Origin of the sequence: Ideonella sp. A 288, assembly GCF_002198735.1 — a bacterium.
In the GTDB taxonomy this organism is placed as follows: Bacteria; Pseudomonadota; Gammaproteobacteria; order Burkholderiales; family Burkholderiaceae_C; genus Pseudaquabacterium.
Genome location: NZ_MWLO01000060.1, coordinates 1 through 16,767 on the forward strand (window position 1 = coordinate 1; position 16,767 = coordinate 16,767).

13 protein-coding genes are annotated in these 16,767 nt (G+C 73.3%); 11 read left to right on the forward strand and 2 right to left on the reverse strand.

Annotated features, from left to right (window positions below; all coding sequences use genetic code 11):
- The 4 genes from EOINJALH_RS03335 to EOINJALH_RS03350 form a co-directional block, all read left to right on the forward strand.
- The coding region (locus EOINJALH_RS03335) for a glycoside hydrolase family 10 protein (protein WP_144289840.1) at positions 1–1,523 on the forward strand (1,523 nt) is incomplete at its 5' end.
- A gap of 122 nt (positions 1,524–1,645) precedes the next feature.
- On the forward strand, positions 1,646–2,533 hold the full coding sequence (locus EOINJALH_RS03340; protein WP_404872730.1) for an N-acetylmuramic acid 6-phosphate etherase: 888 nt from the start codon (positions 1,646–1,648) through the stop codon (positions 2,531–2,533).
- Between the two features lie 17 nt (positions 2,534–2,550).
- Complete coding sequence (locus EOINJALH_RS03345) at positions 2,551–3,717, forward strand: acyltransferase family protein (protein WP_088278895.1); 1,167 nt, start codon at positions 2,551–2,553, stop codon at positions 3,715–3,717.
- Positions 3,718–3,729: 12 nt separating this feature from the next.
- Positions 3,730–6,726: a spermidine synthase gene (locus EOINJALH_RS03350; protein ID WP_088278896.1), complete on the forward strand. Its 2,997-nt coding sequence runs from the start codon at positions 3,730–3,732 to the stop codon at positions 6,724–6,726.
- Between the two features lie 67 nt (positions 6,727–6,793).
- Here the strand turns inward: EOINJALH_RS03350 and EOINJALH_RS03355 are convergent, their stop codons facing one another.
- On the reverse strand, positions 6,794–7,174 hold the full coding sequence (locus EOINJALH_RS03355) for a hypothetical protein (protein ID WP_088278897.1): 381 nt from the start codon (positions 7,172–7,174) through the stop codon (positions 6,794–6,796).
- Positions 7,164–7,934 (reverse strand): polymorphic toxin type 44 domain-containing protein, encoded by a 771-nt coding sequence (locus EOINJALH_RS03360; RefSeq protein WP_088278898.1) that lies wholly within the window; start codon positions 7,932–7,934, stop codon positions 7,164–7,166. Before EOINJALH_RS03360 ends, EOINJALH_RS03355 begins: the two co-directional genes overlap by 11 nt.
- Positions 7,935–8,202: 268 nt before the next feature.
- Here EOINJALH_RS03360 and EOINJALH_RS03365 point away from each other — a divergent pair, with 268 nt between their 5' ends.
- The 7 genes from EOINJALH_RS03365 to gudD all read left to right on the forward strand — a co-directional run bounded on the left by EOINJALH_RS03365 (position 8,203) and on the right by gudD (position 16,703).
- Positions 8,203–8,619, forward strand: a complete 417-nt coding sequence (locus EOINJALH_RS03365; protein WP_144289841.1) for a DUF1877 family protein — start codon at positions 8,203–8,205, stop codon at positions 8,617–8,619.
- Between the two features lie 235 nt (positions 8,620–8,854).
- The gene (locus tag EOINJALH_RS03370; protein ID WP_088278900.1) at positions 8,855–9,319 is read left to right on the forward strand and encodes a hypothetical protein; all 465 of its coding nucleotides are present in this window, start codon (positions 8,855–8,857) and stop codon (positions 9,317–9,319) included.
- Between the two features lie 107 nt (positions 9,320–9,426).
- Complete coding sequence (locus tag EOINJALH_RS03375) at positions 9,427–10,884, forward strand: hypothetical protein (protein ID WP_088278901.1); 1,458 nt, start codon at positions 9,427–9,429, stop codon at positions 10,882–10,884.
- Positions 10,885–11,008: 124 nt separating this feature from the next.
- Positions 11,009–12,814 carry a hypothetical protein gene (locus EOINJALH_RS03380; protein WP_088278902.1) on the forward strand — a complete coding sequence of 602 codons (1,806 nt, stop codon included), beginning with the start codon at positions 11,009–11,011 and terminating at the stop codon, positions 12,812–12,814.
- Between the two features lie 69 nt (positions 12,815–12,883).
- The gene (locus EOINJALH_RS03385) at positions 12,884–14,029 is read left to right on the forward strand and encodes a LacI family DNA-binding transcriptional regulator (protein WP_088278903.1); all 1,146 of its coding nucleotides are present in this window, start codon (positions 12,884–12,886) and stop codon (positions 14,027–14,029) included.
- Between the two features lie 245 nt (positions 14,030–14,274).
- On the forward strand, positions 14,275–15,261 hold the full coding sequence (locus EOINJALH_RS03390; protein ID WP_088278904.1) for a tripartite tricarboxylate transporter substrate binding protein: 987 nt from the start codon (positions 14,275–14,277) through the stop codon (positions 15,259–15,261).
- Between the two features lie 107 nt (positions 15,262–15,368).
- Positions 15,369–16,703, forward strand: coding sequence for a glucarate dehydratase (gene gudD / locus EOINJALH_RS03395; protein WP_088278905.1), 1,335 nt, complete (start codon positions 15,369–15,371; stop codon positions 16,701–16,703).
- Positions 16,704–16,767: the final 64 nt, after the last annotated feature.

Consider the following 16,767-nt stretch of genomic DNA (forward strand, 5'->3'; position numbering starts at 1 on the left):
CGCCACCGCCACCACCGCCAGCGCCCGCCGTGCCCGACCTGCCGCCCGAACTGCGCGCCGACCTGCCCGCCGGCCTGGCGCAGCCGCCGGCCTCGCCGCGAGAGTTCCGCGCCGCGTGGGTGGCCACGGTCAACAACATCGACTGGCCCAGCAAGCCCGGCCTGCCCAACGCCGCGTGGCGCGCCGAGATCGTGGCCCTGCTCGACCGCGCCCGCGCCATCGGCCTGAACGCCATCGTGCTGCAGGTGCGCACCTCGGGCGATGCGCTGTACGCCAGCGCCATCGAACCCTGGAGCGAGTACCTCACCGGCGCCCAGGGCCGCGCGCCCGCGCCGCTGGACGATCCCCTGGCAATCTGGGTGGCCGAGGCGCACCAGCGCGGGCTCGAGCTGCACGCCTGGTTCAACCCCTACCGCGCGCGGCACTCGATGGCGCGCTCGCCGCTGGCGCCGCAGCACATCGGTGTGACCAGGCCCCATGCGGTCAAGCGTTATGGCGACCAGCTGTGGATGGATCCGGCCGAGCCCGACGCGGTGGCGCAGACGCTGGCCGTGGTGGCCGACGTGGCCCGCCGCTACGACATCGACGGCGTGCACATCGACGACTACTTCTACCCCTACCCGGTGAAGGCCGTGCCCGCCGACGGCCCCGACGGCGCCGAGCTGCCCTTTCCCGACGAGCCGGCCTGGCAGCGCTACCGCGCCGGCGGCGGCACGCTCGAGCGGGCCGACTGGCGCCGCGAGCAGGTGGACCGCTTCGTCGAGGCGCTGCACCGCACGGTGCGGGCCATCAAGCCCGAGCTGCGCGTGGGCATCAGCCCCTTCGGCCTGGGCAAGCCGTCGCTGCGGCCGCCGGGCATCAGCGGCTTCAGCCAGTACGACAAGCTGTTCGCCGACGTCGAGCGCTGGCTCGCCGAGGGCTGGCTCGACTACCTGGCGCCGCAGCTGTACTGGCCGATCGACCGCGCGCCGCAGGCCTTCGAGGTGCTGCTCGACTACTGGCTGGCGCAGAACCCGCGGCGGCGCCATGTGTGGCCGGGCCTGTTCACCAGCATGGTGGGCGCGCCGGCCGGCAGCGGCACCAACACCACGCCCTGGGCCGCGGCCGAGGTGCTGCAGCAGGTGGAACGCGTGCGCGCCCGGGCCGGGCAGGGCGCCGGTGGCCACCTGCACTTCAGCATGGCCCCACTGATGCAGGACCGCGACGGCATCGCCACCTGGCTGCGCGCGGGCCCCTACTCGCAGGCCGCGCTGGTGCCGGCCACGCCCTGGCTGGGCACCGCCCGCCCGCCCGCGCCCACGCTGCGGCGTGGCGCGAACGGCGAGCTCGCCCTCGAGCCCGGTGCCGCCCCTGGACGCCCGCCCGCGCTGTGGTCGGTGTGGCGCCGCCGCGCGGGCGAGTGGCGCTTCGAGGTGGTACCCGCCACGCCCGCGGCCACGGTCTCGCCCGGCGCCGATCTGCTGGTGGTGCGCGCTGTCAACGCGCTGGGCCTCGAAGGGCCGGCGGCGGTGTGGACGCCATGATCGCGCTGCGCCCCTTCCTGCCCATCGTCGTCCGACCACCCCGCGGCCGCGATGGCGCCGCATCGAGCGCCAGGCTCGCGCCGCACCTGTTGCCCACGCCCGACGGCCACTGACCCACCACCATGACCCTGCCCCGCACCGAACTGGCCAGCGAGCGCCACCCGATGCTCGACCGCTACACCACCGCCGACCTGGTGGCTGCGCTGGCCGACGACCAGCGCGAGGCGGTGGCCGCGGTGCAGGCGGTGATCGCGCCGCTGGCGCAGGTGGTCGATGCCGCGCTGCCGCGCCTGCAGGCCGGCGGCCGATTGATCTACGTGGGCGCGGGCACCAGCGGGCGCCTGGGCGTGCTGGACAGTGTCGAGCTGCCGCCCACCTTCTCGTGGCCGCGCGAGCGCGCCGTGGCCGTGCTGGCGGGCGGCCTGGGCGCGATGTTCCAGTCTGCCGAGGGCGCCGAGGACGACGGCGACCAGGGCGCCGCCGACCTGCGGGCCCTGGGGCCCGGTGCGCACGACGTGGTGCTGCTGCTCGCCGCCTCGGGGGCCACGCCCTTTGTGCTGGGCGCGCTGCGGGCCGCGCGCGCCGCCGGGTCGCTGACGGTCGGCCTGGCCAACAGCCCCGGCGCGCCGCTGGCCACCGGCGCCGACATCGGCATCGTGCTCGACACCGGCCCCGAGGCCATCTCCGGCAGCACGCGGCTGAAGGCCGGCACGGCGCAGAAGATCGCGCTGAACACACTGTCCAGTGCGCTGATGGTGCGGCTGCACAAGGTGCACGGCAACCTGATGGTGGACCTGCGCGCCACCAACGCCAAGCTGCGTGCCCGCGCGGTGCGGCTGGCCGCGCAGGCCAGCGGCGCCGATGCCGCGGCAGCCCAGGCTGCGCTGGCGCGCTGCGACTGGCGCGTCAAGGTGGCCATCGTGATGCTGCGCTGCCAGTGCGACGCCGACGCGGCCCAGGCCCGCCTGCTGGCCGCCGGTGGCAGCGTGCACGGCGCGCTGCAGGACTAGCCCGCCCGCCGTTGGCCATGCGCGACCGCATCCGCTCGCTCGACGTGCTGCGCGGCGCCACGGTGGCGCTGATGATCCTGGTGAACCACCCCGGCAGCTGGTCGCACCTGTACCCGCCGCTGGCCCATGCGGCCTGGCACGGCTGCACCCCCACCGACCTGGTGTTCCCGTTCTTCCTGTTCGCGGTGGGCAATGCGCTGGCCATCGTGATGCCCGGGCTGCAGGCCGGCCCGCCGGCGGTGTTCTGGCGCAAGCTGCTGTGGCGCACGGGTGCGATCTTCGCGTTGGGGTTGCTGGTCAATGCTGCGCCCTTCGTGCGTTGGGATGCGGCGGGCGACCTGGTGGCGCGCGACTGGTCCACGCTGCGCACGATGGGGGTGCTGCAGCGCATCGCGCTGGCCTGGGGTGCCGCGGCGGCCATCGTCTGGCTGGCCGGGGCGCGCGGCGCGCTGGTGGCCGCGGCGGCACTGCTGCTCGGCTACTGGGCCGCCTGTGTCTACCTGGGCGATCCGGCCGACCCCTACAGCCTGGCGGGCTGGTTCGGCACCGCGGTCGACAAGGCGCTGCTCGGCACCTCGCACCTGTACCGCGGCGAGGGTGTGCCCTTCGACCCCGAAGGCCTGGCCAGCACGGCACCGGCCATCGCACAGGTGCTGCTGGGCTGGTGGGTCGGCCAGCGGCTGCAGGCGGCCCAACCCACCGCCGACACCGTGGCGCGCCTCTTCGTCGCCGCGGTGGGCCTCGGCGTGGCGGCCTACCTGTGGCAACTGGCCATGCCCATCAACAAGAAGCTGTGGACCTCGAGCTACGTGCTGCTGAACACCGCACTGGCCATCGCCGCGCTGGCCACGCTGGTGTGGCGGCTCGACCTGCGCGCCGTGCCCGGCGAGCGCCCGCCGGCCTGGGTGCGCTTCTGCGAGGCCTTCGGCACCAATGCGCTCTTCGTCTTCGTGCTCAGCGGGCTGGTGCCTCGCGCGCTGGCGCTGCTGCGCTGGGGCGACGGCGTCGATGGCGAGGGCCGGCCGCGCTTCACTTCCGTGCTGCCCTGGCTGTATCGCACCGTGTTCGCCGACCTGGCGCCCGACCCACGCCTGGGCTCGCTGGCCTTCGCCGTGGCCCATCTTGGGGTCTACTGGGCGCTGGCCGCCTGGCTGCACCGCCGGCGCCTCTTCATCAAGGTCTAGATCTTTCCTGCCATGGCGCTTCCACGCAGCACCACCCTCGGCCTGGTCTTCTTCGCGTCCGGCTTCGCCGGGCTGATCTACGAGTCGATCTGGACGCACTACCTCAAGCTCTTCCTGGGCCACGCCGCCCATGCGCAGACGCTGGTGCTGGCCATCTTCATGGGCGGCATGGCCATCGGCGCGGCCCTGGCCGCGCGGCGCAGCGCCGGCATCCGCCACCCGTTGCGGGCCTATGCAGCCATCGAAGCGGCCATCGGCATGCTGGCCTGGGCCTTCCACGCCGTGTACACCTCGTCCACCGAGGGCTTCTACGCCGTGGCCCAGGCGCAGCAGCTGCAAGGGGGCACCTTCACCGCGCTCAAGTGGCTGCTCGCCACGCTGCTGATCCTGCCGCAGTCGGTGCTGCTGGGCGCCACCTTCCCGCTGTTCGCCGCGGCGGCCACGCGCGCCGACGAGGCCGCCACCGGCCGCTCGCTGGCCACGCTGTACTTCGCCAACAGCCTGGGCGGCGCCCTGGGCGTGCTGGCCTCGGGCTTCGTGCTGGTGCCACACCTGGGCCTGCCCGCCACGATGGCGGTGGCCGGCACGCTGAACCTGGCCATCGCCGCGGTGGTGTGGCGAGGCGCCGGCGCCGTGGCCGCCACGCAGGGCGGCGCGATGCCGCGCGCCCGCGCGCCGTTGGGTCGCCTCGAGCTGCTGCTGCTGCTGGTGTCGGCGCTCACCGGCGCGTCGTCCTTCGTCTACGAGGTGGCCTGGATCCGCATGCTGTCGCTGGTGCTGGGCAGCGCCACGCATTCGTTCGAGCTGATGCTGTCGTCCTTCATCCTGGGCCTGGCGCTGGGCGGCGCGTGGATTCGCAAGCGCATCGACGGCGCAGCCCACCCGGGCCGGATGCTCGGCCACATCCAGATCGTGATGGGCTGCGCCGCGCTGGCGACGGTGCCGCTGCACAGCGCCAGCTTCGACCTGGTGGCCTGGGCCGTGCAGGCCGCGCCCAAGACCGACACCGGCTATGCGCTGTTCAACGGGCTGCGCTACGGCATCGCGTCGCTGATCATGTTCCCGGCCGCGTTCTGTGCCGGCATGACGCTGCCGCTGGTCACCCGCATCCTGTTCGATAGGCCGGGCCAGGGCGAGCGCGCCATCGGCCTGGTGTACGGCGCCAACACGCTGGGGGCGATCTGCGGCCTGGCCTTCGCGGTGCACATCGGCATGCCCGTGTTCGGGCTGGAATACCTGGTGGCCAGCGGCGCGATGGTGGACGTGGCGCTGGGCGTGCTGCTGCTGGTGGTGTATGGCGGCCGGGCGCGCTTTCAGTTGGCCGGGGCGGCCCTGCTGGGCAGTGCCGCGGCCACGGTGGCGGTGGCCAGCACCTTCAACCCGCAAAAGCTGGCCTCGGGCGTGTTCCGCAGCGGCGAGGCGCGCATCGCCGGGCAGGTGCTCGCGCTGGCCCACGGCAAGACGGCCACCGTGTCGGTGGAGTTGAACGGCGCCACCATGGTGCTGCGCACCAACGGCAAGCCCGATGCGTCGGCCATGGTGGGCGGCATGAGCGCTACCGGCGGCCACTCGCTGGACGAGGTGACGATGGCGCTGATCGGCACGCTGCCGCTGATGTTGCACGACAGCCCCAGGCGCGTGGCCAACATCGGCTTCGGCGCCGGCATCACCGGCGACCTGATCCTGGGCGACCCGCGCGTCGAGCGCATGGACACGGTCGAGATCGAGCCGGTGATGGTCGAGATGGCGCGCCACTTCGGCGCCCTGAACCGCCGCAACTACGACGACCCGCGCAGTGTGGTGCACATCGACGACGCCAAGTCCTTCTTCGCGTCGCACGGCAAGACCTACGACCTCATCGTCTCGGAGCCCAGCAACCCCTGGGTCAGCGGCGTGGCCGGGCTGTTCTCGGTGGAGTTCTACCGCCACGTCAGCCGCTACCTGGCCGAGGGCGGGCTGTTCGCGCAGTGGCTGCAGGTGTACGAGACGCACCCCGACCGCGTGGTGTCGGTGCTGAAGGCGGTGGACCAGGTCTTCGGCGACTACCTCGTCGTCGCGCTCGACCGATCCGACATCCTGATCGTGGCCAGCCCGCGCGGCAAGGTGGCGCTGCAGCCCGACGCCTTCGACCGCCTGTCGCCGGCCATCCGTGGCCAGCTGCGCCGCATTGCGGTGGCCACGCCGTCGGACATCACCTACCGCGTGGTCGGCAACCGCGCGCTGCTCAAACCCTGGCTCGACGCGCAGCCCGTGCCCGCCAACTCCGACTTTGCGCCCTACCTGGACAGCCACGCCGACCACGACCGCTTCGTGGGCGCGCAGTGGCACGAACTGCCGGGCCTGGCCACGTCGGCCTACCCGCTGGTGGAGGTGCTGGGCGCGCGCCCGCCGCTGGCCACGCCGTCGGGGCTGAGCATCAACCAGCACCTGGGCCACGAGCCGCCCGCGCTGGCGGCGCGGCAGGTGGCCGACGCGCTGCTGGGCCCGGCCCCCCTGGCGCAGGTGCTGCCGGTGCCCGCCGGACTGCCACCCGATTTGGCGGCGCAGGGCCGGCAGGTGCTGGCCGCCTGCGCCGACCCGCCGCTGGGCGACCGCGGCTTTGCCGCCGCCGGGCTGGCGCTGAAGGTGCTGCCCTACCTGTCGGTGAGCGAGGGCGGGCGCGTGCTCGACGCGCTGGCCGGGGCCGCCTGTCTGCAGCCGCCGGCCGGTGCGGCGGCGGCCTGGCCGCAGTTGCTGCGGCAGGTGGCGGCGCGGGATGCGGCGGGCTTTGGCGCCACTGCCGAGGGCCTGCTGGCGGCGGGGCAGGGCGGTACTGAGACACGCTCTCGATATCTGTTGGGCATGGCCATGCTGGGCCACCTGGGCAGCGGCCACGCCGAGCGGGCGCGTGCGGTGTGGGATCGGTTCTCGGGCCCGCTGCTGGGCGGCAAGCCACCCAGCCTGGCGCTGGACGTGCTGAGGGCGCGGGCCGGCGGCGTGGCGATGCCCACGGTGCCGGCGCCGCGGTGAGCGGCCAGGGCCGCGGCGGCCTGGCCTGCTGCACGGCCTGGTCAGTTGGTGGGGGCCGCCCCGCGGTTCACAGCGTGCACGGCACCAGGCAGTGGCGCTCGCTGACGCTGCCGTCGGGCGCGATCACGGCGCGCAGCTTGTAGGCGGTGCCGGCCGGCAGCTTCGGCCCTTCCCACACCCGGGCGGCGCCGTCCAGCCGGAACATCAGCGTCAGCTGCCGGTCGTCCTGCGTCCCGGGGGCCAGGGTCACGCGCTGCGGCGCCTGGCGCGGCACGTCACCCCAGCGGAACTTGTCGCCGCCCACGATCACCGACACATCGGTCAGCGGCGGCTGCGCCGGCCCACCGGCGAACTCGATTTCGACCTGCACGCCGGCGCCGTCGCGCAGGCCGCAGGCCGCCAGGGCCAAGCACGCCAGCACCGCCACGGCGAAGCCGTCAGGGCGCATAGGGCTTGGTGGTGATGCGCGGGTTGTTCACCACCCACGACATCAGGTCACTGGCCTTGACCTGGCTGGGTCGTCGGCGCTGCAAGGCCATGCCGGCCTCGATGGCCACCCGGTCTTCGGGGTTGTCGTAGCGCCGCAGTCCGCCCACCCCGGACGAGCCTTGGGTGAGGTTGCCGCGCAGCAGGTTGGAGCCGATCTGCTCGAGCCCCGCGCCATCCAGCAACTGCGCATCGCTGAAGCCTGCGGCCCGGCCCACATAGCCGTAGTGCAGGTTCGACCAGACGTCGTAGAAGTACAGCGTGTCGCGGTACAGGTGCCAGTGCTGCACGGCCGGCGCGCGGGGGTGAAAGCGCCGGGCAATCAGCGGCTTGTGGTCCCAGGGCCCGTCCTGGCGGACCAGCACGGCCCAGTCCAGCAGCGCGGCCATGTGGCTGCTGATCTCGATCTGCTGGCATTGCTCGGGCGTGATGCCCAGGCCCAAGACCTGCCGCCACAGTGGCAGGCGCGTGAACTCGGCGATGCACTGCCGGCCGGAGGTGGCGTTCAGTTCCGCCATGCGCCGCACGTCGGCGCCGCCGGCATTGGTGTTCATCTCGCCGGCCATGTACCGGGCGATCGGTGTCAGCTCGTCGTGCAGCGCCTCGGTGCGCGAGGCGCACACGCTCGACGGCGCCGGGCAGGACATCAGCGAGCCGGTGCCGCGATCCAGCACCGGAAATCCCGAGTCGCTGCCGAAAGGCGTGGGAGGAAGGCCTGCCATGCGGTCCCTTCAGGCGAAGAGGTTGCGAAGGCACGGATGTTCGACAGCCGCCCGCGTCGTGTCAATCCTCGGACGGGGTCGGGTGAGGCACAGTGGTGTCGATCTGTGTGGAACAGCTCCGCCGCGACGGGCCGACGACGCAGCCTCGGCAGCGCCCAACCCAGCGGCGCACCGATGCGGGCGCAGCGCCGCCACACAGGAGATGCCCTGGCCGGAGCCGCTGATTTTCGCTGCTAGACTCTGCGCTGGTGTGCAAGGAGAACGCGACGTGAGCTACGGTGGTGATTTCTACGCGCTGTCCGACGACCAGTTGACGCGCATCCTGTCCGGCCAGCTCGACGGTGAGGCCTTCCTGCGCAACGGTTTGCCGGAGCGGCCTGCCGATTGCTTCACAGGCGGCGAGGCGGTGTGGCACGAGCTCACCAAGCTGCTCGGGCCCGAGAACGCCTGCGGCGTCGACATCACCGACGCCGTGCCCGTGGGCGGGGGCTGCTCCGCCTCGGCCGATGTCCAACGCACGGCCGAGGCGTTGACGGTGCTGACGAAGGACGAGCTCCGACACCGCTATGCCGTGCTGGACACGCGTGAATCGTTCGAGTCGTTGTATGCCGTCGTCCTGGGGCTGGTGTCCTTTTACCGCCGTGCCGGCAAGGCCGGCCACGCGGTGCTGTTCAACATCTGCTGAAGGCCGCCCTCGGTCGGCACACCCCGGCCGGGTCGGCGCGCCACGCCGGCAGGCCGTGCTCGACCGGGTCTCCGCGGTGTTGCGATAAGTCACGCCGACCGCGCCTGTCGCACCGAACCCCACCCGGGCTCGGGCACACTCCACCGCGCTGCCGAGCATCCGCCCACCGAGGCGGGCCGACGCGCCATCGAACCGACGGCGCCAAGACCGGCGGCATCAGGGAGAGGGTCACACCATGCGAAGCAAAGCGAGCCTGTGGGCGCTGCCGTTGGCGCTGCTGGCCGGGGCGGTCTGGCTGTATCGGGACGTGGCGCCGGTGCGCCAGGTGCTGGAATTCGTCCACCACACCGTGCGCCAGACGGCTGCCACCGTGCCGACACCGGCGTTGCCGTCGCTCGGCACCGCGGCCGACGGGCCAGCCGCCGCCCCAAGGGCGCCCGCCGGTGCGCGGCCGCCGGGCGGATTGCGCAAGTGCGTCGGCGGCGGCACGGTGGTCTACACCGACGGCAGCTGCCCGGCCGGCACCCAGGCGCAGGCCGTCACCGGCGGCACGGTCACGGTGATGCCGGCGCAGCCCGTGCCGGCGTCGGCCGATGCGCCGGCCTCGCGTGCATCGACGATCCGCGATCTGGTGATGAAGCCCGGCGAGAAGACCATCCAGGAGATGGCCGTCGAGCGGGCCACGGGTGAGGCCAAGTGACACCGGACGCCTCCGCCCGATCCATTGGCGCCCGCGATGACGAGGCCGACGGGCCGACCGGTGCACCCGGCCCCGCCTCGGCATCGCTCTGGCGCGGCGAGCGCCCCTTGGCGATCAGCTTCTGGGGCGCCTTCGCGCTGCCGGTGCTGCTGGCCAGCCTGGCCTTGTCCGCCTTGGCGGCCTGGGCCACGCAGGGTGGCACGGCCTTGCGTGTGGCCAGCGTGGCGCTGCTGCTGGGCTGGCCCCTGGCGCTGGCCCTGACGGCCTGGGGCGCGCTGGTCGCCTGGCGGTCGGCCGCTGGCCACGTGGGCCACGGCCAGAACCCGGTGTGGGTGCCGGTGTCGCGGCTCGCGGTGGCGCTGGCCGCGCTGGGCATGGCGGTGTCCTGCGCCATCCACTTCGTGCCGCAGGGGGTCGATCACCTGCGCCTGGCCTTCGGCGCCGACCCGCGCGGCCAGGTGCAGGCCACCCTGTCGGTCGACGGCAGGCGCCTGCGCCTGCAGGGCCACCTGGGGCAGGGCGATGCGGCCCGCGTGCGCCAGGCCATGGCCGCCGCGCCGCGCGTGCGCCTGCTCGAGCTGGACCTGCCCGGCGGCCGCTTTGCCGAGGCGGCCGAGATCGCCTCGGCGCTGCGCGGCCAGGGCTGGCAGACGCGCGTGGCCGGCGCCTGCACCAACGCCTGCGCGCTGGTGTTCATGGCCGGGGCCAGCCGGCAGGTGCTGCCGGGTGGGCGCCTGGGTTTCCACCGCGAGACGCCGGCCAGCTTCAACCCGCTGGCCCGGCGCTGGGCGCTGCGCGCGCAGGCCGATCGCTATCGCGCGGCGGGCCTGGCCGACGGCTTCGTTGCCAAGGCCATGGCCACGCCCCTGGCCCGGCTGTGGGTGCCCGAGGACGACGACCTGGTGGCCTCCGGGGCGCTCAGCGCGCTGCCGAACGCGCTGGACGTCGACCTGCCGCCGCTCGAGTCGATGCAGCCGCAGGATCTGGCCGAATCGCTGTCCACCCACTTCGTGTGGCAGGCGCTCGATCGCCGCCACCCCGGCAGCATCGCCGACGCGGCCGCGCGCATGCACGCCAGCCGCCAGGCCGGTGCGCCGCTCGACGACACGATGGTGGCCGGCCAGCGCGTGGTCGAGGTGCTGCTGCCGCACCTGCTGTTCGATGCCGGGGCCGAACTGCGCGAGCAGTTCGTCGCGCTGTGGGCCGAGCAGATGGCCGCGGCGCGGGCGCTGGGCCCCGGCAGCTGCCGCGGCGTGCTGCTGGGCGACGCCGCGGTGCGCCGCAGCCTGCCCACCGCGCTGGCGCAGCGCGAGGCCGCCTGGCTGCTGGACGCCGCCCGCGGGCCCCCGCACGATGGCCCGGCGCGCGCGCCCACGGCGCTGGAACTGGAGGTGGTGCGCCGCACGCTGGGCGATCAGGCGCCCGCGCAACTGCCGGCCTTGCGCCGCGGCTTTGGCGCCGATGCGCGCGAGTGCGGCGCGGCGCAGCGCCTGATCGACGACCTGCGCCAGTTGCCGACGGGCGAGCGGCGGCTGGCCATGCGCTTCATGTTCGAGCGGCCTTGAGCGGCATGTCGCACGAGGGCGTCGCGGACCCTTGTTCCCGGGCGGCGCAGTGGCCTGACCACCGCCTGCCGTATTAGAGTCTGCCGACACGCACTGGAAAGCATTCGACGGGAGGGTGGGGACCATGGGCAATGCAGTCTCACGGGGACACGGCTGGCGCGGCGTGGCCTGTTCGGCGCTGGCCGCGGTGCTGACCGCCTGCGGCGGTGGCGGCGGTTCGGGTGGTGACAGCGCGAGCCCGTCGCGCCCGCCGCTGGCGCGCGTGGTGCAGGACATCGCACCGCCCGGGCCGCGCATCGATGTGGCCGCCGACGACTTCTTCGTTGCCTCGACCGCCGACAAGGCGATCTATCGCAGCCGCACGGTCGGGCCACTCGGGGTCGATGTCGACGTGCATCGCGACGTCGTGTTCGGACCCGATGCGCAGGGTCGCTTCACCGTGGTGGAAAGCGTGCCCGGGCAGCTTGTCGTCGCGCCGGTCACCGAGCGATGGCAGCGTCGGGCGGACGGGCTGGTGGCGCTCGACTTCATGGGCGACGGCGCCCCGCCCGGGTTTCGCGCCATCGTCGGCGACACGCTGCTGTTCCCGACGCCGTTCCATCCTGTCGGCTCGGTTCGGACCATCGTCCGCCAGGGCAGCCTGGACAAAGATCTCGACGGCGATGGGTTCACCGAGAGCTTCCGTCTGGAACTGACCCAGACCTTCGTCGGGTTCGAGACCGCCACGCGCGCCGGTCGCGCCGAGCGCCGGGCCAGGTTCAGGCACCGCACGGTGATGGTGGTGCAGTCCTCACGCCTCGGCGTGCCCGACGTGCGCTCCGAGGCCGACGAGACGCTGACGTTTGCCGCGCACACCGGGCTGATCTCGGCGCAGCGGCAGGGCGTGCTGGCCGAAGCCAGCCTCGTCCAGCACGAGGGGCCGGTGCTGCTCGTCGGGGGCGTGCTCGCCGGCAGGCCCGCCGACACGGCCTGGAACGGCGGCACGGTGCGCCTAGTGGTGCTCGAACACCTCGACCTGGTGTTTGACCCGGCGGGTGGCCACTACTACGCCGGTGTCGGCCTGGGCGACGCGGCCCACCCCGGCACGGTCGCGCGCATCGATCCGGCCACCGGCGTGGCCGCGTTCTCCGAGCCGCTGGGTGCCGACGTGCCGTCGGTGGCGGTGTCGGCCGATGGCCGGTCGCTGTATGCGGCATTGCGCGACCGGGCTGAGATCGTGCGCCTGTCGCTGCCCGATCTGCAGGTGCGGCAGCGCATCGCGCTGCCGGTCGGCACCTGGGCCTTCAGTCTGGCGGTGTCGCCGGCGGATGCCGATGTCCTGGCCTACCACGGCGACAGCTTCGCCGGCCTGCGCCTGATACGGCAAGGGGTGCTCCAACCCCGCGCGCCGAACCCGGCCGACCTGCGAGCCGAGTCCATCGACAACCCGGCGATGTTCTCGCCCGACGGCGCACAACTGTTCATGTACGGTTCGCATGGGTCCGTCGGGCCCAGGCTGTTGGCGGTGCCCGTCCTGGCCGACGGGTTCGGCGATTCGGTCCGGGCCGCGTCGGCGATCTCGATCGGGCGCTCGCTGTCGCTGTCCGGCGGCGATCTGGTCTCCGGGACCGCGCTGCACCGCGCCAGCGACCTGGCGGTGCTGCGCGCGGCCGCGGACGGGCAGGCGATTCACAGCTGCAGCGCGCTGCCTGGCGCCCATCGCTGGGTCTGCCTGTCGGAGAGGGAGCGGTCCCGCGTGGGCGTGCTGGATGCGACGACGCTCTCGCTGATCGAGGATGGTCTGGTGCCGCTGCCGGGGGCGCCCGTGCCGTTCGGCGCCGTGGTCCGCGTGGTGCCCGGCCCGCGGGGCCAGGTGGCCATGATGCTGTCCAGCGGGGCCGCCGGGCAGGGCCGCGCCGTGGCGCTGTTCGACAACCCCGACTTTCGCTGAGCATCCGGCCGGCATCCCCGTCACAGGCCGTTCGCGCCGGTAGCGCTGCCATCTGCCTAGAATGGGTCGATGACCCAGGACGACGCGACCCCCCCCCGCCGCACCCGGCGCGGCAGCGGTGCGGTCACGCTGCACGACGTGGCCAAGCTGGCCGGCGTGGCGCCGATCACCGCGTCGCGCGCGCTCAACACGCCCGCGCAGGTGTCGGCCGACGTGCGCCAGAAGGTGGCCGACGCGGTGGCGCGCACCGGCTACGTGCCCAACCTGCTGGCCGGCGGCCTGGCCTCGCGACGCAGCCGGCTGGTGGCGGCGGTGGTGCCCACGATCTCGGGCCCGGTGTTCCTGGAGACCGTGCAGTCGCTCACCGAAGCGCTGGCGCATCGCGGCTACCAGCTGATGCTGGGGCAGGCCGGCTATGGCGGCACGAGGGAGGACGCGCTGCTCGAGGCCATCATCGGCCGCCGGCCGGACGGCATCGTGCTCACCGGCATCCTGCACTCGGCCGAGGGCCGGCGGCGCCTGCTGGGCTCGGGCATCCCGGTGGTCGAGACCTGGGACCTGACACCCACTCCGATCGACATGCTGGTGGGCTTCTCGCATGTGGAGGTCGGCCGCGCGGTGGCCGCGTTCCTGCAAAGCAAGGGCCGGCACCGCTTCGGCGTGGTGGCCGGTGACGACGAGCGCGCCAAGCGCCGCGTCGACGCCTTCGTGGCGGCCACGCGCGCGCTGGGGCTGCCCGAGGTGGCGGTGGTGCTGGTGCCCGCGCCGACGACGCTGAAGTCCGGGCGCCAGGCGCTGGCGCGGCTGATGGCTCGCCCGGGCGGGCGTGATGCGGTCGGGGGTGATGTGGCCGCGCCTGTTGCGGCCACCAGGACGCGTCGTTCGGCTGCCAGGCGCGGCGACCCCGCACCGGGCGAGCCGGCGCTGCCCCGCGACATCGACGCGGTGTTCTGCAGTTCCGACCTGCTGGCGCTGGGCGTGCTCACCGAGGCGCGGGTGATGGGCCTGCGCGTGCCGCAGGACCTGGCCGTGGTCGGCTTCGGCGACCTCGAGTTCGCGGCCGACCTGGCGCCGGCGCTGACCACCGTGCACATCAAGGGCGCCGAGATCGGCCGCCAGGCGGCGCAGTTCATCGTCGACCGCGCCGAAGGCCGCGCGGTGGACCCGCGGGTCATCGACATCGGCTTCTCGATCGTCGAGCGCGAGAGCACCTGAGACTTTCCCCCGCCACCCCCTGCGAGGCAGCCTCGCAGGGCCGTTGTGGGCGCACCGGGGTCCGCCCCGCTGAACGCCCCGGCGTGCCGGCGGACTGGCCACCGAATCCGGGAAAACCCGCAGACTCCGGCGGTTGATGGACTGAGCAGGTAGCGCTACCATCCGCATGGATTTGGTAGCGCTACCGCACTTCGCTCCCGTCCCCAGCCCGCGCCGACCCCGTCGCCGCCCACCCGAGACACCGCATGAACCCTCTGCTCGCGTCCCTCACCCTGGCCGCCGTGGCCGCGTCCGGCGCCATGCTGGGCCTGGCTGGCACCGCCCATGCGCAGGCCTGGCCGTCCAAGCCGGTGACGCTGCTGGTGCCGTTCCCGCCCGGTGGCTCCACCGACATGATCGCCCGCACACTGGCCCCCAAGCTGCAGGAGAAGCTGGGCGGCACCTTCATCATCGAGAACAAGGCCGGTGCCGGCGGCACGGTGGCCGCGGCGCAGGCCAAGCGCGCCCCGGCCGACGGCTACACGGTGTTCGTGTCGTCGCTGGGCCCCTACGTGATCGGGCCGCACCTGATCAAGGGCGTGGCCTACGACCCGCTGAAGGACTTCGACTACATCAGCGTGGCCGTGCAGGCGCCCAACGTGCTGGCGGTGCCCGCCGCGTCGCCGCACAAGACGCTGGCCGACGTGCTGGCCTACCACAGGGCCCACCCCGGCAAGATGAGCTTCGCGTCGGCCGGCAACGGCAGCAGCGACCACCTCACGGCCGAACTGTTCTGGCAGCAGACCGGCACCACCGGCCTGCACATCCCCTACAAGGGCGGCGCGCCGGCGATGTCCGACCTGCTGGGCGGGCAGGTCGATGCCACCTTCATGAACATCAACACCGGGCTGCCCAACATCAAGGCCGGCAAGCTGCGCGCGCTGGCCATCACCAGCACCAAGCGCTCGCCGCTGCTGCCCGACGTGCCCACGATGAAGGAGAGCGGCCTCGAGGGCGTCACCGTCACCTCGTGGCAGGCCTTCGCCGCGCCCAAGGGTCTGCCGGCGGACATCAAGGCCCGGCTGCACGAGGCCATCGTCGCCGGCCTGAACGACCCCGCCGTCAAGACCAAGCTGCTCGACCTGGGCTTCGAGATCGTCGCCAACACGCCCGAGCAGTTCACCGCTTTCCAGGCCGCCGAGTTTGCGCGTTGGAAGACGGTGATCGAGGTCGGCAAGATCACCGCAGATTGATGGGCCCACCCCCGGAGCGCCAGCGGCCCGGCGAAGCCGGTCCCGCGGCGTCCGCTGGGTGGCCACCGCCGAGCTCACGCCGACCCTGCCATTGATCGAAAGCTGCCATGAGTGTGTCGTCCACCCCGCGCATCACCTCGCTGCGTGCCATCCCGGTCGCCGGCCGCGACAGCATGCTGCTCAACCTGAGCGGCGCGCACGGCCCGTTCTTCACCCGCAACCTGCTGCTGCTCACCGACAGCGCCGGCCGCACCGGCGTGGGCGAGGTGCCCGGCGGCGAGACGATCCGCCAGACGCTGCAGGACGCCGCCACCCTGGTGGTCGGCCAGCCGCTCGGCGCGCACCAGCGCCTGCTGCAGCAGGTGCAGGCGGCCTTCGCCGACCGCGACAGCGGCGGCCGCGGGCTGCAGACCTTCGACCTGCGCACCACCATCCACGCCGTCACCGCCATCGAATCGGCGCTGCTCGACCTGCTGGGCCAGCACCTCGACGTGCCGGTGGCCGCGCTGCTGGGCGAGGGGCAGCAGCGCGACGCGGTCGAGATGCTGGGCTACCTGTTCTACGTCGGTGACCGCACGAAGACCGACCTGCCCTACGCCAGCGAGCCCGGCGCCACCGACGACTGGTGCCGCCTGCGCCACGAGGCCGCGATGACCCCCGAGGCCATCGTGCGCCTGGCCGAGGCGGCGCGCGAGCGCTACGGCTTCGACGACTTCAAGTTGAAGGGCGGCGTGCTGCGCGGCGAGGAGGAGATCGAGGCCGTCACCGCGCTGCATCAGCGCTTTCCGCAGGCCCGGGTGACGATCGACCCCAACGGCGGCTGGCTGCTGAAGGACGCCGTGCGCCTGATGCGCGACCTGCGCGGCGTGGTGGCCTATGCCGAAGACCCCTGCGGAGCCGAGGCCGGCTTCTCGGGCCGCGAGGTGATGGCCGAGTTCCGCCGCGCCACCGGCCTGCCCACGGCCACCAACATGGTGGCCACCGACTGGCGGCAGCTCAGCCATGCGCTGTCGCTGCAATCGGTGGACATTCCCCTGGCCGACCCGCACTTCTGGACCATGGCCGGCAGCGTGCGCGTGGCCCAGACCTGCCGCGACTGGGGCCTGACCTGGGGCTCGCATTCGAACAACCATTTCGACGTCTCGCTGGCCATGTTCACCCACGTCGGCGCGGCCGCGCCGGGCAAGGTCACGGCCATCGACACGCACTGGATCTGGCAGGACGGCCAGCGCCTGACGAAGGAGCCGCTGCAGATCGTCGGCGGCCACGTGCAGGTGCCGCAGCGGCCCGGCCTGGGCATCGAGCTCGACATGGCCGAGGTGGAGAAGGCTCACCAGCTCTACCTGCAGCACGGCCTGGGCTCGCGCAATGACGCCGTGGCCATGCAGTACCTCGTGCCCGGCTGGACCTTCGACCCCAAGCGCCCCGCGCTCGATCGCTGAAGCGCCCAGTGCTGGACCGCTGACCCCGCCCCGCGCTGGACCGTTGCCGCCATTGCCCCCGACT

Excerpts from the sequence above, each read along its gene's own strand:
- EOINJALH_RS03340 (WP_404872730.1), top strand. The coding sequence starts at position 1,646 with ATGACCCTGCCCCGCACCGAACTGGCCAGCGAGCGCCACCCGATGCTC.
- EOINJALH_RS03345 (WP_088278895.1), top strand. The coding sequence starts at position 2,551 with ATGCGCGACCGCATCCGCTCGCTCGACGTGCTGCGCGGCGCCACGGTG.
- EOINJALH_RS03350 (WP_088278896.1), top strand. The coding sequence starts at position 3,730 with ATGGCGCTTCCACGCAGCACCACCCTCGGCCTGGTCTTCTTCGCGTCC.
- EOINJALH_RS03355 (WP_088278897.1), bottom strand. The coding sequence starts at position 7,174 with ATGCGCCCTGACGGCTTCGCCGTGGCGGTGCTGGCGTGCTTGGCCCTG.
- EOINJALH_RS03360 (WP_088278898.1), bottom strand. The coding sequence starts at position 7,934 with ATGGCAGGCCTTCCTCCCACGCCTTTCGGCAGCGACTCGGGATTTCCG.
- EOINJALH_RS03370 (WP_088278900.1), top strand. The coding sequence starts at position 8,855 with ATGCGAAGCAAAGCGAGCCTGTGGGCGCTGCCGTTGGCGCTGCTGGCC.
- EOINJALH_RS03380 (WP_088278902.1), top strand. The coding sequence starts at position 11,009 with ATGGGCAATGCAGTCTCACGGGGACACGGCTGGCGCGGCGTGGCCTGT.
- EOINJALH_RS03385 (WP_088278903.1), top strand. The coding sequence starts at position 12,884 with ATGACCCAGGACGACGCGACCCCCCCCCGCCGCACCCGGCGCGGCAGC.
- EOINJALH_RS03390 (WP_088278904.1), top strand. The coding sequence starts at position 14,275 with ATGAACCCTCTGCTCGCGTCCCTCACCCTGGCCGCCGTGGCCGCGTCC.
- gudD (WP_088278905.1), top strand. The coding sequence starts at position 15,369 with ATGAGTGTGTCGTCCACCCCGCGCATCACCTCGCTGCGTGCCATCCCG.